This is a genomic window from Rhodopseudomonas sp. BR0G17, assembly GCF_010907025.1.
GTDB lineage: Bacteria > Pseudomonadota > Alphaproteobacteria > Rhizobiales > Xanthobacteraceae > Rhodopseudomonas > Rhodopseudomonas palustris_H.
This window is the reverse complement of record NZ_QUML01000001.1, coordinates 405,526-423,499: the sequence shown is the minus strand read 5'-3', so window position 1 is coordinate 423,499 and position 17,974 is coordinate 405,526. Positions and strand designations below refer to the sequence as shown.

General features: G+C 65.1%; 17 protein-coding genes. 14 read left to right on the top strand and 3 right to left on the bottom strand.

All coding sequences use genetic code 11. From position 1 onward, the window contains the following. Nucleotides 1-85: 85 nt before the first annotated feature. On the bottom strand, nt 86-631 hold the full coding sequence (locus DY467_RS02095) for a DUF2087 domain-containing protein (protein ID WP_164633839.1): 546 nt from the start codon (nt 629-631) through the stop codon (nt 86-88). A 450-nt stretch (nt 632-1,081) separates the two neighbouring features. Here DY467_RS02095 and DY467_RS02090 point away from each other — a divergent pair, with 450 nt between their 5' ends. The 5 genes from DY467_RS02090 to DY467_RS02070 all read left to right on the top strand — a co-directional run bounded on the left by DY467_RS02090 (nt 1,082) and on the right by DY467_RS02070 (nt 5,989). Beyond that, the gene (locus DY467_RS02090) at nt 1,082-1,747 is read left to right on the top strand and encodes an FMN-binding negative transcriptional regulator (RefSeq protein WP_164633838.1); all 666 of its coding nucleotides are present in this window, start codon (nt 1,082-1,084) and stop codon (nt 1,745-1,747) included. A 14-nt stretch (nt 1,748-1,761) separates the two neighbouring features. Beyond that, nucleotides 1,762-2,757 carry an N-acetyl-gamma-glutamyl-phosphate reductase gene (gene argC, locus DY467_RS02085; RefSeq protein WP_164633837.1) on the top strand — a complete coding sequence of 332 codons (996 nt, stop codon included), beginning with the start codon at nt 1,762-1,764 and terminating at the stop codon, nt 2,755-2,757. A 68-nt stretch (nt 2,758-2,825) separates the two neighbouring features. Continuing rightward, complete coding sequence (locus tag DY467_RS02080; protein WP_107355589.1) at nt 2,826-3,425, top strand: class I SAM-dependent methyltransferase; 600 nt, start codon at nt 2,826-2,828, stop codon at nt 3,423-3,425. A 254-nt stretch (nt 3,426-3,679) separates the two neighbouring features. Further along, entirely contained in the window at nt 3,680-5,476 is a 1,797-nt protein-coding gene (locus DY467_RS02075; protein ID WP_164633836.1) for a B12-binding domain-containing radical SAM protein, read from the top strand. 150 nt (nt 5,477-5,626) lie between these two features. Beyond that, on the top strand, nt 5,627-5,989 hold the full coding sequence (locus tag DY467_RS02070; RefSeq protein WP_011158044.1) for a hypothetical protein: 363 nt from the start codon (nt 5,627-5,629) through the stop codon (nt 5,987-5,989). Between the two features lie 16 nt (nt 5,990-6,005). On the opposite strand, the gene DY467_RS02065 is transcribed toward DY467_RS02070, so the two are convergent. Then, nucleotides 6,006-6,704, bottom strand: a complete 699-nt coding sequence (locus DY467_RS02065; RefSeq protein WP_164633835.1) for a GntR family transcriptional regulator — start codon at nt 6,702-6,704, stop codon at nt 6,006-6,008. A 15-nt stretch (nt 6,705-6,719) separates the two neighbouring features. Between DY467_RS02065 and DY467_RS02060 the strand changes: the two genes are divergently transcribed. From DY467_RS02060 to DY467_RS02045, 4 genes are all read left to right on the top strand, one after another. Beyond that, entirely contained in the window at nt 6,720-7,802 is a 1,083-nt protein-coding gene (locus DY467_RS02060; RefSeq protein ID WP_349627597.1) for an ABC transporter ATP-binding protein, read from the top strand. Next, on the top strand, nt 7,802-8,680 hold the full coding sequence (locus DY467_RS02055) for an ABC transporter permease (protein ID WP_107355592.1): 879 nt from the start codon (nt 7,802-7,804) through the stop codon (nt 8,678-8,680). Before DY467_RS02060 ends, DY467_RS02055 begins: the two co-directional genes overlap by 1 nt. Before the next feature lie 55 nt (nt 8,681-8,735). Beyond that, nucleotides 8,736-9,713, top strand: a complete 978-nt coding sequence (locus DY467_RS02050) for an ABC transporter substrate-binding protein (RefSeq protein ID WP_164633834.1) — start codon at nt 8,736-8,738, stop codon at nt 9,711-9,713. 72 nt (nt 9,714-9,785) lie between these two features. Next, the gene (locus DY467_RS02045) at nt 9,786-11,063 is read left to right on the top strand and encodes an amidase (protein ID WP_164633833.1); all 1,278 of its coding nucleotides are present in this window, start codon (nt 9,786-9,788) and stop codon (nt 11,061-11,063) included. A gap of 41 nt (nt 11,064-11,104) precedes the next feature. Here the strand turns inward: DY467_RS02045 and DY467_RS02040 are convergent, their stop codons facing one another. After that, nucleotides 11,105-12,910 carry a PHA/PHB synthase family protein gene (locus tag DY467_RS02040; RefSeq protein ID WP_164633832.1) on the bottom strand — a complete coding sequence of 602 codons (1,806 nt, stop codon included), beginning with the start codon at nt 12,908-12,910 and terminating at the stop codon, nt 11,105-11,107. Between the two features lie 338 nt (nt 12,911-13,248). Between DY467_RS02040 and DY467_RS02035 the strand changes: the two genes are divergently transcribed. From DY467_RS02035 to DY467_RS02015, 5 genes are all read left to right on the top strand, one after another. Then, a complete protein-coding gene (locus DY467_RS02035) occupies nt 13,249-13,548 on the top strand; it encodes a hypothetical protein (RefSeq protein ID WP_502706435.1) in 300 nt (99 codons plus the stop codon). Nucleotides 13,549-13,732: 184 nt separating this feature from the next. Next, the gene (locus DY467_RS02030) at nt 13,733-14,953 is read left to right on the top strand and encodes an LL-diaminopimelate aminotransferase (RefSeq protein ID WP_164633831.1); all 1,221 of its coding nucleotides are present in this window, start codon (nt 13,733-13,735) and stop codon (nt 14,951-14,953) included. Nucleotides 14,954-15,031: 78 nt separating this feature from the next. Then, entirely contained in the window at nt 15,032-16,357 is a 1,326-nt protein-coding gene (locus DY467_RS02025) for a homoserine dehydrogenase (protein WP_107355597.1), read from the top strand. 62 nt (nt 16,358-16,419) lie between these two features. Continuing rightward, entirely contained in the window at nt 16,420-17,424 is a 1,005-nt protein-coding gene (gene glpX, locus DY467_RS02020) for a class II fructose-bisphosphatase (RefSeq protein ID WP_107344429.1), read from the top strand. Between the two features lie 16 nt (nt 17,425-17,440). Continuing rightward, nucleotides 17,441-17,884, top strand: coding sequence for a GNAT family N-acetyltransferase (locus DY467_RS02015; protein ID WP_164633830.1), 444 nt, complete (start codon nt 17,441-17,443; stop codon nt 17,882-17,884). Nucleotides 17,885-17,974 lie beyond the last annotated feature (90 nt).

Genomic DNA, 17,974 nt, shown 5'->3' with positions numbered 1-17,974 from the left:
CGAAGCAATCCAGAGCTCAATGAGCGGAGCTGGATTGCTTCGTCGCGGAGCGCCGGTCCGGGTGCTCCTCGCAAGGGCCGGGGGCTCAGGCCGCGAGCCGCGGGGCGAGGTGGCGGATCAGCGCCACGCCCTCCGGCGGCGGCTTCTGTTCGACCCGGCGATACACCCGGCCATCGCGGGTGCGGGTCATCAGGCCGTAGTCGCACATCATGCGTCGCAGCAGCGCGTGATCGCCGAAGCCGTGATGGGCGAGCAGCAGCTCGTTGAGCTGTTTCTCGCTGAGTTCGCGGCCCGCCGGCACGCGCGACCACATCACCCATAGGCAGAGCAGGCGATAGCTGGCCTTCTTCGGCCAGCGGGCGAGACCGCCGCTCGCATCGAAGTAACGCGTCGCCTGCGCGACCTTCTGCAGATCGGGGACCGGCTCCGGCTCGGGCTGGCGTTGCAGCTGCTCCTCGGCGTCGAACTGGGCGCGGAAGTGCTGGAAGTTGCGATAGCCGGCCGAGCGCGCCAGCAGGTTCAGCATCTCGACATGGCCGAGCTTGTGGCCCTGGGCGTCGAGCTCGCGGTTGAGCGCACGCGCCAGCGCGGACACATCCTGGGTGGCGAAGGGGAAAGCAGTTCTGGTCATGACCTCATCCTCGATCGTGCCGAACGATGAATGTCGTTGGTCGCTGACTTACGACGGCGGCACGGGATAAGTGTCTGCCGATCAAGGAAACAGGCAGGTTTAGCTTCCCCGAGGGGACAGCGACGCCTTGGTGAACTGCCGACCAGTGCGCGGGGAAATACAGCCCCATCGCGCGATTGGCAAGCTATGCGTGCGGCAGCGCCGCCATGAGCGAGCCTGAGATCTGCGCGCGTCATGGGTTGACCTGGTACGTAACCGCTCCTATCAACGCGCCATGCTCAACGCGCTCACCACCGCCAAAGCCCGCCGCCGCATTCCCGCGGCATGGGTTGACGCGCGCGTCTGACAGCGTCGTCCCTGCCGCCGGTTACGGTCCGCGGCAGGTGAGCTTCAAATCCCCCTTACGCGCATCGATCCGGCGGCTCCCGTTCAAATCAGGAGCTTATCGCCATGTATGCGCCACCCCAGTTCAAGCCCGACCGGTCCGCCTGCCTTGCGTTCGCGGCGGCGCGCGGTTTCGGCCTCGCTTGCGCCCATGACGCCGCCGGGCCGATCGCTTCGCCGCTGCCATTCGCGATCCAATATGCCAGCGACGGCACCCCGCTGTTGTCGTTCCACATCGCGCGCAACAACCCGCTGGCGCGCTGCGCCGACGCCCGCACCCCGTGGCTGATGGCGGTGACCGCCGGTCATGCCTATGTGTCGGCGGACTGGTACGCATCCCCGGACCAGGTGCCGACCTGGCTGTATCGCAGCGTGCAGCTGACGGGGCCGGCGGCGGTGATGTCCGCCAGCGAATTGGAGGCGCAGCTCGACGACGTCAGCGCCGTGTTCGAGACCGCGCTGGCGCCGAAGCGGCCGTGGACCATGGCCAAGATGGCGGCCGGCCGGCGCAATGCGATGAAGCAGGCGATCGTCGGGGTGATGATGCGGGTGGATTCGGTGGCGGGCAGCTTCAAGCTCAACCAGCACAAGTCCGACGCCGATCACGTCGCGGTCGCCACCGCGCTGGCGCGTCAGCCCGACGCCGGCTCGCAGGAAATCGCGGCCGAGATGGTCGCGCTGCGGCCGCATCTGGATTACACCGTCCCGGCACTCGCCGGCGAACCCGCTTGATCAAGGAGCTTCACATGACCCTGACCGACAGCACCCTCCCAGGCCAGGCGAAGGCTGCGAGCGGCAAGCCGGTGGTGTTCATCGACGGCGCCGCCGGCACCACGGGCCTCGGCATCCGCGAGCGGCTGGCCCGCCACGGCCAGGTCACCGTGAAGGACATCCCCGACGACAAGCGCAAGGATCCTGGCGCCAAGCGCGCGCTGATGGCCGAAGTCGATCTCGTCATCCTGTGCCTGCCGGACGATGCCGCCAAGGAGACGGTGGCGCTGATCGACGAGCTCGGCGCGGCAGGCCCGAAGGTGCTCGACGCCTCGACCGCGTTCCGGGTCGCCCCGGACTGGGTCTATGGTTTCGCCGAGCTGGCGCCGGACCAGGCCGACAAGATCCGCACCGCCAAGAAGGTGGCCAATCCCGGCTGCTACCCGACCGGCGGCATCGCGCTGCTACGGCCGCTGGTCGACGCCGGCCTGCTGCCGGCCGACTATCCGGTGACGATCAACGCCGTCAGCGGTTATTCCGGCGGCGGCAAGTCGATGATCGCGGCCTACGAGGCCGGTACCGCGCCGGCGTTCGAGCTGTATGGCCTCGGCTTGGCGCACAAGCATTTGCCCGAAACCCAGAAGTACTCGGCTCTGTCGCGGCGGCCGATCTTCATTCCCTCGGTCGGTAACTTCCGCCAGGGCATGCTGGTATCGGTGCCGCTGCATCTCGATACGCTGCCGGGCAAGCCGGCGGTCGCCGACCTGCACGCCGCGCTGGCGCAGCGTTATGCCGGCAGCACCTATGTGTCGGTGCCGCCTCTGAATGCTGCGCCGTACGCGGGCGGCCGGATCGAGCCGGAAGCGCTGAACGACACCAATCAGCTCGAACTCTACGTGTTCGGCAGCGACACGCACCGCCAGGCGGTGCTGGTGGCGCGGCTCGACAATCTTGGCAAGGGCGCCTCCGGTGCCGCCGTGCAGAACATGCGGCTGATGCTCGGCTTGCCTGATACTGGCGGGGTCGATTAGCCGCCTCGCTTTGCTGTGGAGTGGCTCCCGTCCTTTGGGCGGGAGCCACGTCATTTTTGGAACCTGACATGACTCAAGCTTTCGACGACGACACGCTGCGGTTCTACCGCGGCAATGCCACCGCTTACGCCGAGCGTCAGCCGCGGAGCGCGACGCTGACCAAATTCCTGGGCGAACTGCCGGCGGGCGCCAAGATCCTCGAGCTCGGCTGCGGGGCCGGCTACCAGGCCGAAGCGATGCTCGCGGCCGGCTTCGATGTGGATGCGACCGACGGCTCCCCGGAACTCGCCGCTGAGGCTTCGCGCCGGCTCGGGCGACCGGTCCGCACCATGTTGTTCCATCAGCTCGACGCGATCGACGCTTACGATGCGGTTTGGGCTCACGCCTGCCTGCTGCACGTGCCGCGCGATGAGCTTGCCGACGTGCTGAAATTGATCTGGCGGGCGCTGAAGCCCGGCGGACTGTTCTATGCCAGCTACAAGTCCGGCGACAGCGAGGGGCGGGACAAGCTCGCGCGCTACTACAATTACCCGTCCGAGGAGTGGCTTCGTGGGCGTTATGCGGAAGCTGGCACTTGGGCATCGGTCGCGGTCGAGACCAGCGAAGGCAAGGGGTTCGACCAGGAACTTGCTCAGTTCCTTCATGTCACGGTACGGAAGCCGGAGTGACTGCTTACCGTCACTGAGTTCCCAGGCGACTGTGCAAAGTGAGACACAGTGTTGCTGTTGCGTCTCACCAAGTCGGCTGCTGTTCAGTTAGCGCACGGTTAGTACCACGGCTGCAGCATATGCGATTAGCTTGCAGTGATAATTGAGTGAGTTGTGCCGGGCGTCCTTGCCAGCGCCCGGCGACCTGAGCCAAGCTCCACGCGGGAGGCCGAAGGCGGGATCGCTTTCGGTTGCGAGAGCAGGTGAGGGCGGCAATGGCGAGTGTGCAACCGGCGGCGCGGCCGTCAAAGCGGTTCCAGATCGCACTGATCAAACCGTCGCATTACGATGACGACGGCTACGTCATTCAGTGGTTCAGGTCATTCATTCCCTCCAACTCACTGGCGGTGGTTTACAGCCTAGTGGAGGACGCCCGGCAGCGCCGCGCGTTGGGCGACGTCGAGATCGACATTACCGCTGCCGACGAGATCAACACCCGAACGCGTATTCCGCAGATCATCGAGCGGTTCCGGGCCCAAGACTTCTTCGGGCTGGTGTTCATCGTCGGGGTTCAGTCCAATCAGTTCCCGCGCGCGATGGATATCGCCCGGCCGCTGCGGGCCGCCGGCGTTCCGGTGGCGATCGGCGGCTTCCACGTCTCCGGCTGCATCGCGATGCTCCCCGGGATCCAGCCCGATCTGCAGCAGGCGCTCGACCTCGGTGTCACCCTGTATGCCGGCGAGCTCGAAGGCCGCTGCGACGAGCTGCTGCGTGACGCCGCCAGCGGCGCGCTGAAGCCGCTCTACAAATACCTGAACGACCTGCCGTGCCTGGAGGGCGTGCCGACGCCGGTGCTGCCGCGCAAATTTCTCAAGGGCACCTTTAGCCTGCAGACCTCGTTCGATGCCGGCCGCGGCTGTCCGTATCAGTGCTCGTTCTGCACCATCATCAACGTCCAGGGCCGCAAGTCGCGCGGCCGCAGCGCCGACGATATCGAGCGCTTGGTGCGCGCCAACATGGCGCAGGGCGTCAACTGGTTCTTCATGACCGACGACAACTTCGCCCGCAACAAGGACTGGGAGGTGATCCTCGATCGGCTCGCCGCGCTGCGCCGCGAATTTGCTGCGACCGGGCAGAGGGACATCAAGCTGGTCATCCAGGTCGACACGCTGTGCCACAAGATCGATGGCTTCATCGAGAAGGCGCGGGCTGCGGGCGTGGTCCGTACATTCCTCGGATTGGAGAGTATCAACCCGCAAAATCTCGCTTCGGCGAAGAAGCGTCAGAACAAGATCACCGAATATCGGCAGATGCTGCTGGCCTGGAAAAAGGCCGGGGTGATCACCTATGCGGGCTATATCCTCGGGTTCCCGCACGACACGCCGGAGAGCATCGCCGAAGATATTGCGATCATCCAGAAGGAGCTGCCGCTCGATATCCTCGAGTTCTTCTGCCTGACGCCGTTGCCGGGCTCCGAGGATCACCAGCGCCTGTTCAATCAGGGCGTGGCGATGGACAGCGATCTCAACCGGTTCGACATCGAACACGTGGTCACGCCGCATCCGAAGATGAGCCGGGAGGAGTGGCAGGGCGCGTATCTCAAGGCTTGGGAGCTGTACTATTCGGCCGAGCACATCGAACGGATGATGCGCCGCGCCGCCGCGACCGGTGTCGGCGTGTCACGGCTGGCGTCGATGATCTTCCTGTTCTCGTCGATGGTGCGGATCGAGAAGGTCCACCCGCTGCAGGGTGGCATCATCCGGCTAAAGTATCGGCTGGACCGCCGCCCGTCGCTGCCGGTCGAGCCGGCGCTGGTGTTCTATCCGAAGCTGATCGCGGAAGGGGCCCGCAAGCTGGTGCAGAACGTCCGGCACTGGTTCTGGATCGACGGCCTGCGCCGCAAGATCCGCAGCGACCCGAACCGGCTGAGCTACACCGACACCGCGATCACCCCGGTCGGCGACCACGAGGTCGAGGAGCTGGAGCTGTTCACCCACACCCAGGCCGCCCAGGACGCCGTGGAGCACATCCGCAAGATCAACCAGCTCACCCACGCCAAATCGGTGGCGTAGGCGGCTGCTGTTTGTCTCCGTCATTCCGGGTTCGCGAGTAGCGCTCGCGCCCCGGAATGACGGCGAGGCGACGCTCTTTCGGATCTGTTCTCAAGTTCCCGCCGTCATGCTTAAATCGCTCCGTTCCATTCAAACGGCTTCGGAGGCGGAATGACGGTGGCTCCTGTGCTGGTGATCCTCAGCGCGGCGACGGCGTTGGGGTTGTATCTCGGGCTGCTTTATCTGCGCGGTGACCGCAAGCAGGGGCTGGTCGCGCTGCACATGCTGCTTGGCTTTGGCGGGCTCGAGACGCTCGTTATGCTGTTGCACGGCACGCCGGATGGAGCTGCGACGACGGATAGCGTCTCTTTCGGCAAGATCGCGGCCGGTCTGTTCGCGGTATCGGCCTTCTCCGGCTTCATCGCCGCGCTGGCTCGGCGCTCGCCGGTCGGCGCCAACGTCCTGCTCGGCACGCACGTCACCGTCGGTCTCGCCGGTTTCGCGCTGCTGCTGGCCTGGGTGTCGGGGACCTAGCGTCGGTCGGTCGGCCTCAACGGGCCTCGGTGAGCAGTTCGCTGACGTCTGTCGGAGCGGGCGCCAACTTCAATTGCGCCTCCTGTTCGATCAGTCGCAATGTCTGCGCCAGATGGCGCTCGGTCGTTGCCACTACACCTTCGCGGTCGCGGCTCCGATAGAGCGCCAGCAGTTCGGCGTGATCGCGGTTGTTCATGTCGCGGATATCCGGATCGGCGAACAGTGACAGGACGACATAAGGCGAGGCCGCATGGGCAAGGTTGTAAACCACGCTGCCGAGCCGGCCGCCGGTGGTGTTGCCGGTCAGGGCGGCGTGAAATTCCTCGTTGAGATTGGCCCAGCTTTGCGCCGAGACCTTGCCGCACATCTTGCGATGGCAGGCATCGGCGCGGGCGAGATCGTCGTCAGTGACGCGATCGAAGGAGCGGGCGGCCAACAGAGGCTCCAGGCGCATTCGCATCTGGTAGATCTCCTGCACGTCGTCCAGCGTCAGCCCGCGAACGACGGCGCCGCGCCGTGCGTCGAGTGAGATCAGCCCTTCCGACAGCAGGTCGCGAAACGCTTCGCGCACCGGCGTCGTACTGACGTCGAGCTGACGCGCGATCTCTTCCTGCCGCAGCCTCGTGCCGGCCGGATAGCGCCCCTGCAGAATCTTGGTCCGCAGATCGAGTAGGACATGCTGGCGGACCGTCGTGGGTTGTCCACGTCTCCGCATCTTTCACTCCCTTAAGTGCCGATCGCCGAGGCGATCACGAGGCAGCCGTCGGCAGCTTCGTCTCGCGCGCGGATTAGTCGTCGTTTCAATCTCGATATCACAGAACGCGCCCGGACCGGTGCCGCTTCGGTGTGCACAATGCACAATGCATTTGAGCGGCGGGATGGGGCGAAGCACGGCGGCGGCATCTGCCGCGAGGGCAGGCGACCTTTCGCTAATCGCCTGCGCTGCAGCGGGAATTGGCGTTCTTCGACCTTTGTCGAATGTGCTGGCATGGGCTTTGCAAAGCATTCGCAAAGGAGCAAATCCATGGCAGAGCCGCAGATCCAACTCAGCGTTCGAGACGTTCGCAAGGTGTTTCCCGGAAAAGGGGGCCCGGTGCCAGTTCTCGACGGACTGTCCTTCGACATCTACGAGCGCGATTTCGTCAGCATCATCGGGCCGAGCGGTTGCGGCAAGACGACGATCTTCAACGTGATCGCGGGACTACTGAATGCCGATAGCGGCAGCCTGATCTATCGCGGGGAGCAGGTCAGCAGTCTGCGCGGCCGCATCGGCTACATGATGCAGAAGGACCTGCTGTTTCCCTGGCGGACGGTGCTGGAGAACGTGCTGCTCGGCCTGCGCGTGCGTGGCGTCGCCGATGCCGAAGCGCTCGACACTGCGCGGGAATATCTGTCGACCTTCGGTCTCTCGGGATTTGAGAAGGCCTATCCGAAGACCTTGTCGGGCGGCATGCGCCAGCGTGTGGCGCTGATCCGGACGCTGATCATGGATCCCGACATCCTGCTGCTCGACGAGCCGTTCTCCGCGCTCGACTACCAGACGCGCCTCTATCTCGAAGGCGTGCTGATGGAAGCGGTCGAGACCTTCAACAAGACCGTCATTCTGATCACCCACGACGTCGACGAAGCGGTCGCCTTGTCCAAGCGCGTCGTCGCCCTGAGCGGGCGGCCGACGCGGGTCAAGAATGTCCATCACATCGACATCGAGCGCACCGGTCCCGTGGAGGCGCGCAGCGATCACCGCTTCTCCGATTATTTCCACATGCTCTGCGGTGAGCTCGACATTCAGACCCGAAAAGTGAAGTCCAACTGATGACCAGCGCAACAGACGTCGCACCCCGCACCGGCGGCACTGCCATCCGGCCCAATCGCGAAACGATCAGCCTGACCCAGCGTCTGGTCGTCACCTTCGACACGCATCTCGGTCGCACCGCGCTGCAGGCGCTCGCGGTGGTCGCGTTCTTCCTGCTGTGGGAGCTCGGAGTCCGCATGGGCTGGATCTCGGAGTTCCTGGTCGGGAAGCCGTCGGGGATCTGGGTGCGGTTCGAGACCCAGTTGCTCGACGGATCGCTGTTCGTCGACAGCGGCTACACCCTCTACGAAGCTTTGATCGGCTTCGTCGTCGGCACCATCGTCGGTTCGGTTCTCGGTCTGGCGATGTGGTACTCAATCTTCATCGCCCGGATGGTCGAGCCCTTCATCGTGGCGCTCAACAGCGTTCCGAAGATTGCTCTCGCCCCGGTGATCCTGCTGTGGTTCGGCACAGGCCTGTTGTCGAAGGTGGTGCTGGTGGTGTCGATGACGGCGCTGGTGGCGCTGATCGCGGCGTATCAAGCCGCCAAAGACAGCGATAAGGATCTGCAGTCGCTGATGTTGTCGATGGGCGGCTCCAAACACCAGATCTTCTACAGCGTGGTCGTTCCGTCGTCGCTGCCGGCGATCATCGCGACCTTCCGGATCAACATCGGCTTTGCTCTGGTCGGCGCGGTGGTCGGAGAGTTCATCTCGTCCAAGCGTGGCCTTGGCCATCTCGTTTACAACGCATCGAGCCTCTACGACCTCAACTCGGTCTGGGTCGGCCTGTTCGTCCTGATGTTCATGGGCTTCGTGCTCTACCACGGGATCGATGCGCTCGAGCGCTACCTGCTTCCCTGGAAGCAGGACACCGGACACGTCCGGATTCAGGCCTAGACGCGCCGCACCCACTCCCACCACATCCTTCACCCAACCTCGGAGCCGAAACCTTATGCGTTCGATCGGAAGACTTGTCGGTGCAGCCACCGTCGTGGCGTCGTTAGTAGCTTCGACGGTGGTTCCCACCGCCGCGATGGCCAAGCAGGTCAAAATCTCTCAGGCCTTCCAGTCCATGCTCTACCTGCCGTTCTACGTCGCGCTGGATAAGGACTTCTTCAAGCAGCAGGGCCTCGACGTCGACAAGGAGACCGCAGGCTCGCCGACCACAGCGTTGTCCGCGGTCCTGTCGGGGAGTGCGTCGTTCTCGATCCACGGCCCGGAATGGACTGCGATCGCCAACTCGAAGGGCGCCGATGTCGGCATCATCTGCAACGTGGTGAATGGCGCCGCGGTGTGGGTCGCTGCGGCGCCCGACTTCAAATATGACACGCTCCAGGATCTGAAGGGCCAGAAGGTCGTGGCCGGCCTGATGCCGACCACCAGCACCTCGCTGTTCATGAAGTTGCTCAAGGACAACGGCATGAAGCCTGACACCGACGTCGATCTGCTGCAGGTGCAGATCGGCTCCGAGCCGGGGCCATTCCTCGGCGGTCAGGCCAAGGTGGCGGTGCTGTATGAGCCGGGCCTTGATCAGGTGGTGGCCAAGGGCATGAAGGTGGTGATCGGCTTCCCGAAAGCCTACGGTCCGTATGCGTTCTCGTCGATCACCGCTCGCAAGAACGTCGATCCGAAGGATGCGCAGGCGGTGGTCAACGCGATGGAGCTGGCGCTGCGCTTCATGAAGAACAATCCCGATGATGCGGTCGCGATCGCCCAGAAGGAATTCCCGACGCTGGATCCGAAGATCGTCGAGGCGGCCGTCCGTCGGATGATCGCCGAAAACGTCTATCCGAGCAGCGTGCAGACCACACAGCAGGCCTACGAGACCGCGATGCAGACCCAGATCGCGCTCGGCAATCTGAAGCAGGCGCCGAAGTACGAGGACTTCGTCATTCAGGACTACGTCAAGCCGGCGCTCGCGCTGAAATAACTAAGCCCATAACGCCGGCGATCGGAGGCGATCGCCGGCGTCTTCTTTTGCGTTTCAAGGACGATCTCAACCATGTCGCATCCGCTGGGACTGCTCGCAGTCCATCGCGCGTTCCGTGAAGGAACGTTGAGCCCCGCCGATTACATTGCCAGTTGCACCCAGCGCGCCGACGAGGTCGAGCCTTGGCTGAAAGCGTTCTGTCATCGGCTGCCCGGAGATCAGCTCACGGGCGGAGAGGGGCCGCTCGCCGGCATCCCGATCGGCATCAAGGACATCATCGCGACGGCCGGCATTCCGACTACCAACGGATCACGGGTCTATGCCGACCACATCCCGGATCACGACGCGCCGATCGTGGCGCGCATCAAACAGCTTGGCGGCATCGTGTTCGGCAAAACGGTGAGCACCGAATTTGCCTGGCGGAGCCCGGGGCCAACGGTCAACCCCAACAATCCGCAGCACACGCCCGGCGGTTCGTCGAGCGGATCGGCGGCCGCGGTGGCGGCCGGCATCGTGCCGATGGCGCTCGGCACCCAGACGGTCGGTTCGGTGGTACGCCCCGCTGCCTATTGCGGCATCGTGGGCTTCAAACCGAGCTTCGGCGCGATTGTTCGCGATGGCGTTCACCCATTGGCGCAATCGCTCGATCACGTCGGATTCTTGACCCGATCGGTCGAGGACGCTGCGTTCGCATTTGGCTTGCTGGCCGACGGCGCCGACGCGGGGACGGCAGCCGAAGCCGTCGATGGAGACGTGCTTCCTGTCGCCTCGTCACTGCGGCTGGGTGTAGTTCGCCCGCCGATCTGGGATCGGGTCAGTGCCGAACAGAACCAGGCGTTCGAGGCGGCGCTGGAGACGCTCCAGCGCGCAGGGGCCAGCATTGTACCGCTGGAGCTTCCCGAGCGCTATTGGAAGGGGTTCGAAGCTGCGGAGATCATTCTGGCGGCGGAGGCGGCCGCGATCTTCGACGGGCTGATCACGCAACATCCCGATTTGACCAGCCCGCAGCTCAAGGAGCTGGTGGCGACCGGCAACGCGATCAGCGCACCGCGCTACATCGAAGCCCGGCAACTGCAGGCATCCCTGCGCGAGGAGCTTCCGCGGCATCTCAGTGGTCTCGACGGCATCGTGACGGTGCCGGCGCCCGGCGAGGCTCCGGAAGGACTGGCCTATACCGGCGACGCCAGCTTTTGCGCGCTGTGGACGATGCTGGGCGTGCCGGCACTGACGATGCCGATCGCCCGGTCTGGCCGCGGCCTGCCGCTTGGCCTGCAGGTGGTCGCTGGCTTTGGCGAGGACGCCAAGCTGCTGCGCACCGCTCGGGTGGTCGAGGCGAAGCTGGCGAACTGACTCGATCGACGCGCGGCTAAAGCTTTGCCGCCGCGCGTCGGTCAGGACCTCACTTTGACGTAGCTGCCCGGCGCATCTTCCAGCGGCGGGTAGGCTTCGTTGCCGATGGCGCGGGCGGGGACCTGTTCGTCGTCGAACGCGCCGATCCAGGCGCGCCAGTCCGGCCACCACGACCCCTTGTGCTCCTCGGCCCCGTTCAGCCAGTTGGCGACCGAGCCGGCGAAGATGTCTGGGTTGGTCCAGAACTGGTACTTGTTCGCCGCCGGCGGATTGATCACGCCGGCGATGTGGCCCGAGCCGGACAGCACGAATTTCACCGGACCGCCGAAGAACTGCGAACCGTACAGCACCGACTCCGCCGGAGCGATGTGGTCTTCGCGGGTGGCGAGGTTGTAGATCGGCACCTTGACCTTGGCGAGGTCGAGCGTGGTGTTGTCCAGCACCATGGTGCCGGCCGACAGCTTGTTGTCGAGGTAGCAGTTGCGCAAGTAGTAGGAGTGGTTCGCCGCCGGCATCCTTGTGGCGTCGGAATTCCAGTGCAGCAGGTCGAACGCCTGCGGCGGCTGGCCCTTCAGGTAGTTGTTGACGACGTAGGACCAGATCAGGTCGTTCGGCCGCAGCATGTTGAAGGCCATCGCCATCTTGGCGCCTTCGAGCACCCCGGTGACCTTCATCTCGCGCTCGACCGCGGAAATCTGTTCCTCGTCGACGAACACCATCAGGTCGCCGGCATGGGTGAAGTCGACCTGCGTGGTCAGGAAGGTCGCCGACGTGACCCGCACCCGGCGGCGCTCGGCGAGCCAGGCCAGCGTCGAGGCGAGCAGGGTGCCGCCGACGCAGTAGCCCAGCGTGTGCACCTTCATCTCGCCGGTGACCTTCTCGACCACGTCCATCGCGGTCAGCGGCCCGAGCTTCATGTAGTCGGCGAAATCCTTGTCGGCGAGGCTCTTGTCCGGGTTGACCCAGGAGATCACGAACACGGTGAGGCCCTGGTCGACGCACCATTTGATGAACGATTTCTCGGGCTTCAGGTCGAGAATGTAGTATTTGTTGATCCACGGCGGCACGATCAGCAGCGGCGTGCGCTGCACCGTCTCGGTGGCGGGCTCATACTGGATGAGCTGCATGATCTCGTTTTGGAAGATCACCTTGCCGGGGGTGACCGCCATGTTGACGCCGACCTCGAGCCCGGCCGGATCGGACTGCCGGATCTTGAGGTGACCGCGGCCGGACTGGATGTCGTCGGCCAGCATCTTCATGCCGCGCACCAGGTTGTCGCCGCTGGCCTCCAGCGTGTGGCGCGTCAGCTCGGGATTGGTCATCACGAAGTTGGAGGGCGCCAGCGCGGTGGTGAGCTGCTGGACGTAGAACGCCGCCTTGCGCTTGGTGTGCGGATCGATCTCGGCGTTTTTGACCAATTCGTCCGCCCACTGCGTGGTGAGCAGATAGGCCTGCATCAGGAAGTCGTAGAACGCGTTGGCCTTCCATTCCGGTGAGGCGAACCGCTTGTCGCGCGGCGAGGGGGCGATCGCCGGTTCGGCCTGTTCGCCGGCGAGGCGCTTGGAGGCCGCGCCCCACAGTTCGAGATACGACTTGCCGAGCCGCTGCTGCAGCTCTTTGGAACGGTCCTGGTCGGACAGCCAGTAATTGGCGACGGTGGAGAAGCTCTTCACCATTTCGGTCAGACCGGCCGGCGGATGACCGTCCGGTGGCACGGCACCGTTCTGCGACTTCATCATCGTCGCAAGCGCCTGGCTACCAGTCTCCATCGCCTGCGCCAGATTGCGGGCGAATGCGTCAGGATCGAACTTCGGGGCCGCCTTGGGTTCTGCGAGCATGTCGGTCATGAATCAACACTACAATCCAGTGCAGAAAATCCGCTGAGATTTGTCGTCGCGCCCCCGGATGATGGCATAGTTCGGTAAACGTCGCTGATTTCGATGTGCTGCAGTGCGACAAATTGCGCTTGATTTAGCCACATTGGCATCCCACTGAGGCGGTCGGGTCGGTTAATGTCGCCGCTCGGCGCTGGCCGGTTCGAGGCGAAATGAGCTAAGGTTTAATCCTCGAGTGCGACGATTGTTGCGAGCGGCGACGATCGGGAAGGCGGGGCCGCGTGAAGGCAAGCAGGGTGATGCGAGTGGCAGGCACGGGTGGACGGACGGGACCCGGCATGCGGGCTGCTGTGGCAGCTGCGCTGGTCGTGGCCGGCTGCGCGCTCGGCGGCTGCTCGGTCTCGCTGTCCGATATGCCGCTGCTCGGCAGCAGCGATGCCCCCGCCAAGCCTAAGCAAGCCGACGCTTTTCCGGCCGTGAACGATTTGCCGGCCAATCGCGATGAAGCGGTTTTGGCGCCCGCCGAGCGCAATAAGATCGAGCAGGAATTGATTGCAGCCCGCGAACGCCAAGCGAACGCGAATGCCGCTGCAGGTGCCGCCGCGCCGGCCGCGGGCACCGCGGCCGCCAGAACGGCGGCGTCGAGATAGCCGGACCGACGCCGCCATCGACGACCCGCCGCCGGGGCAGGTGACGATCGCGAGCGGGCTGCATGTCAGCCTTGTCGCAAACAGCCGCAAATTCGATCGAATCAGGGCGTTGCTGCACGTTTATCGGATTCCCCTCCGATCAAGAACGCGGTAACGATCCCACCGTTACCCGGAGTCGAGGACCATGGAAGAATTCTACCGCATCCGCCGCTTGCCGCCCTACGTGTTCGAGCAGGTCAACCGGGCCAAGGCCGCCGCGCGCAACGCCGGAGCCGACATCATCGATCTCGGGATGGGCAATCCGGACCTGCCGGCTCCGCCGCACGTCCTGGAGAAGCTAAAGGACACCCTCGGCAAGCCGCGCACCGACCGCTATTCCGCCTCCCGCGGTATCACCGGTCTCCGCAGGGCTCAGGCCGCTTATTACGAACGCCGATTCGGCGTGAAGCTGAACCCCGACACCCAGGTGGTCGCGACTCTCGGCTCCAAGGAAGGCTTCGCCAACGTCGCCCAGGCGATCACCGCCCCCGGCGACGTCGTGCTGTGCCCGAACCCGAGCTATCCGATCCACGCCTTCGGCTTCCTGATGGCGGGCGGCGTGATCCGCTCGGTGCCGTCCGAGCCGACCCCGGATTTCTTCGCCGCGGCCGAGCGGGCGATCATCCATTCGATCCCCAAGCCGATCGCGCTGATCGCCTGCTATCCGTCGAACCCGACCGCCTATGTGGCCAGCCTCGACTTCTACAAGGATCTGGTGGCGTTCGCGAAGAAGCACGAGATCATGATCCTGTCGGATCTGGCCTACGCCGAAGTGTATTTCGACGACAACAATCCGCCGCCGTCGGTGCTGCAGGTGCCGGGCGCGATGGACGTCACCGTCGAGTTCACCTCGATGTCGAAGACGTTCTCGATGGCCGGCTGGCGGATGGGGTTCGCGGTCGGCAACGAGCGCATCATCGCCGCGCTGGCCCGCGTGAAGTCGTATCTCGATTACGGCGCTTTCACCCCGGTCCAGGTCGCCGCCACCGCCGCGCTGAACGGTCCGGACGACTGCATCAAGGAGATGCGCGAGACCTACAAGAAGCGCCGCGACATCCTGGTCGAGAGCTTCGGCCGCGCCGGCTGGGACATCCCGCCGCCGTCGGCGTCGATGTTCGCCTGGGCGCCGCTGCCGCCGGCCTTCCGCGAGATCGGCTCGATGCAGTTCGCCACCCTGATGGTGGAGAAGTGCGGTGTCGTGTTGTCGCCCGGCGTCGGCTTCGGCGAGCACGGCGAGGGCTTCGTCCGCATCGCGATGGTGGAAAACGAGCAGCGCATCCGCCAGGCGGCGCGCGGCGTCCGGCGCTTCCTTGAAAGCGGCGTCGAAACGTTGCACAACGTCGTGCCTCTCGCTGCTCAGCGATAGGCCCGTCATTGGGGGCCGCCCGCCGGCCTCCGGGTTCTTCCCCAAGAAACGCCGGTTCCGGCAGCAGGTCAGCGCGTCATGGTCGCGCCACTCAGAGTGGGTATTGCGGGTCTCGGCACCGTGGGTGCCGAAGTCGTCCGCGTCATCGAACGGCAGGAGCGGACCTTGTCCGCTCGCTGCGGCCGCCCCGTGCGGGTGGTCGCGGTCACCGCACGCTCCAAAGCGAAGAAGCGCGGGCTTGATCTGTCCGGCATCAAATGGGCCAAGAGCCCGCTGGCGATCGCCACCGATCCCGAGGTCGATTGCTTCGTCGAACTGATCGGCGGCGCCGGCGATCCCGCCGGTCCGGCGATCGAAGCGGCGCTGGCCGCCGGCAAGGCGGTGGTCACCGCCAACAAGGCGCTGATCGCCAAGCACGGCCTCAAGCTGGCGTCGCTTGCCGAGAAGCACAATGCGGCGCTGAACTACGAGGCCGCCGTCGGCGCCGCGATCCCGGTGATCAAGACGCTGCGCGAGGGCCTCGCCGGCACCGACATCGACCGGATCTACGGCATCCTCAACGGCACCTGTAACTACATCCTGACCCGGATGGAGCAGGAGGGGCTGTCGTTCGACGACTGCCTCGCCGACGCCCAGCGGCTCGGCTACGCCGAAGCCGATCCGACCTTCGATATCGACGGCCACGACACCGCGCAGAAGCTGGCGATCCTCGCCAGCCTCGCGTTCGGCACCAAGGTGTCGGAGAGCTCGGTTTACGTCGAAGGTATCCGCTCGATCACGCCGGAAGATCTCCGCGCGGCCGATGACCTCGGCTATCGCGTCAAGCTGCTCGGCGTGGCGGTCCGCACCGCCAAGGGCATCGAGCAGCGCGTGCATCCGACCATGGTGCCGAAGACCTCGTCGATCGCCCAGGTGATGGGCGTGACCAACGCCGTCTCGATCGACGGCGACGGCATTCCGCCGATCACCCTGGTCGGCGCCGGCGCCGGTGCCGCCGCGACCGCATCCGCGGTGGTGGCGGATATCGCCGATGTCGCCCGCGGCATCCGCGCAGTGCCGTTCGGCCGGCCGGTATCCGGGCTGAAGGCCACCGCGAAGGCGCCGATGCAACGCCACGAGGGCGGCTATTACTTGCGGCTGCTGGCGCGCGATCACGCCGGCACCGCCGCGACCATCGCCAAGCGGCTTGCCGAGCAGGACATCTCGATCGAGTCGATCGTGCAGCGGCATCCGCACCGCAGCGTCGATGCCAATGGCAAGGCCGCCAAATCGTCGGTCCCGGTGCCGGTGATCCTGATTACTTACGCCACCGCTGAAGACGCGGTGCGCCGCGCGCTGCAAGCCGTGCAGCGCGACAAGGTGATCAGCGGCCGGCCACAGGTGATCCGGATCGAGAAGAACTGAGTTCGACCATTTGTACAGCCCCCGCCATAAGCGCGGGGGCGCTGTTTTGAGGAGCTGGGCCGATGTCGACCACCATTTCCGTTCCGCCGCAATTGCTGCTGGAACGCATCCTGACCCTGGAGATCGTGCGCGTGACCGAGCGCGCCGCGGTGTCTGCGGCGCGGCTGCGCGGCCACGGCAACGAAAAGGGCGCGGACCAGGCCGCGGTCGATGCGATGCGCCGCGAGCTCAACAAGATGCCGATCGAAGGCACCATCGTGATCGGCGAGGGCGAGCGCGACGAAGCGCCGATGCTGTTCATCGGTGAGAAGGTCGGTGCCGGCATCAACGCCGGTCCGAAGGTCGACATCGCGGTCGACCCGCTCGAAGGCACCACGCTGTGCGCCAAGAACATGCCGGGCTCGATCGCCACCATGGCGATGGCCGAAGGCGGCACGCTGCTGCACGCGCCCGACGTCTACATGCAGAAGATCGCGATCGGTCCGGGCTACGAGAAGAACCTGATCGACATCGATGCGCCGCCGGAAGACAACATCCTCCGCTTGGCGCAGGCTAAGGGTGTGCCGACTCACGGCATCACCGTGCTGGTGCTCGATCGTCCGCGCCACGCCGAGCTGATCGCCAAGATCCGCGCCACCGGCGCCGGCGTCCAGCTGATCACCGACGGCGACGTTGCCGGCGTAATCCACTGTGCCGACCCGGACAACACCGGCGTCGACATCTACATGGGCACCGGCGGCGCGCCGGAAGGCGTGCTGGCCGCGGCGGCGCTGCGCTGCATCGGCGGTCAGATGCAGTGCCGGCTGCTGCTCGATACTCACTCCAAGCGCAACCGCGCCGAGTCGATGGGCATCGAAGATCCGAACTTCGTGTACCAGATCGAGGACATGGTGAAGGGCGACTGCCTGTTCGCCGCCACCGGCGTCACCGATGGCTCGCTGCTCTCGGGCGTCAAGTTCCGCAAGGGCGTGATCCAGACCGAGACCGTGGTGATGCGGTCGGTCACCGGCACGGTGCGTTACATCAAGGCGGACCACCGCCAGCTCGAGAAGTTCCACCTCGATTAAGATAAGGAGACGTCGGATGGCCGTCGAGATTCGTCCCGTCGGCCCCGACGAGCGGGCCGCCTGGGAGCCGCTGTGGGCCGGTTACCTCGCGTTCTACAAGGCGACACTGGCGCCCGAGGTCTCCGACGTCACCTGGGCGCGGTTTCACGATCCCGCCGAGCCGATGCATCTGCTCGGCGCTTATGTCGACGGCAAGCTCACCGGCATCGTGCAGTTCATCTATCACCGGTCGTGCTGGACGGTCGGCAATTACTGCTATCTGCAAGACCTGTTCGTTGACGACAGCGCCCGTGGGCTCGGCCTCGGCCGCAAGCTGATCGAAGCCGTGTACGCGCGTGCCAAAGCCGACGGCTGCAGCCGCGTGCACTGGCTGACCCAAACCGGCAACGCCACCGCACGGCTGCTTTACGACCGCATTGCCGAGGATTCCGGCTTCATGCAGTATCGGAAGATACTGTAGCCAGCCTAACAACGTCATTGCGAGGAGCGAAGCGACGAAGCAATCCAGTCTGCATGTGTGACTGGATTGCTTCGCTGCGCTCGCAATGAC

Coding starts and splice junctions, on each gene's coding strand:
- DY467_RS02075 (WP_164633836.1), top strand. CDS start 3,680: ATGGCGAGTGTGCAACCGGCGGCGCGGCCGTCAAAGCGGTTCCAGATC.
- DY467_RS02080 (WP_107355589.1), top strand. CDS start 2,826: ATGACTCAAGCTTTCGACGACGACACGCTGCGGTTCTACCGCGGCAAT.
- DY467_RS02070 (WP_011158044.1), top strand. CDS start 5,627: ATGACGGTGGCTCCTGTGCTGGTGATCCTCAGCGCGGCGACGGCGTTG.
- DY467_RS02030 (WP_164633831.1), top strand. CDS start 13,733: ATGGAAGAATTCTACCGCATCCGCCGCTTGCCGCCCTACGTGTTCGAG.
- DY467_RS02050 (WP_164633834.1), top strand. CDS start 8,736: ATGCGTTCGATCGGAAGACTTGTCGGTGCAGCCACCGTCGTGGCGTCG.
- DY467_RS02025 (WP_107355597.1), top strand. CDS start 15,032: ATGGTCGCGCCACTCAGAGTGGGTATTGCGGGTCTCGGCACCGTGGGT.
- DY467_RS02055 (WP_107355592.1), top strand. CDS start 7,802: ATGACCAGCGCAACAGACGTCGCACCCCGCACCGGCGGCACTGCCATC.
- DY467_RS02065 (WP_164633835.1), bottom strand. CDS start 6,704: ATGCGGAGACGTGGACAACCCACGACGGTCCGCCAGCATGTCCTACTC.
- DY467_RS02040 (WP_164633832.1), bottom strand. CDS start 12,910: ATGACCGACATGCTCGCAGAACCCAAGGCGGCCCCGAAGTTCGATCCT.
- argC (WP_164633837.1), top strand. CDS start 1,762: ATGACCCTGACCGACAGCACCCTCCCAGGCCAGGCGAAGGCTGCGAGC.
- DY467_RS02095 (WP_164633839.1), bottom strand. CDS start 631: ATGACCAGAACTGCTTTCCCCTTCGCCACCCAGGATGTGTCCGCGCTG.
- DY467_RS02045 (WP_164633833.1), top strand. CDS start 9,786: ATGTCGCATCCGCTGGGACTGCTCGCAGTCCATCGCGCGTTCCGTGAA.
- DY467_RS02015 (WP_164633830.1), top strand. CDS start 17,441: ATGGCCGTCGAGATTCGTCCCGTCGGCCCCGACGAGCGGGCCGCCTGG.
- DY467_RS02090 (WP_164633838.1), top strand. CDS start 1,082: ATGTATGCGCCACCCCAGTTCAAGCCCGACCGGTCCGCCTGCCTTGCG.
- glpX (WP_107344429.1), top strand. CDS start 16,420: ATGTCGACCACCATTTCCGTTCCGCCGCAATTGCTGCTGGAACGCATC.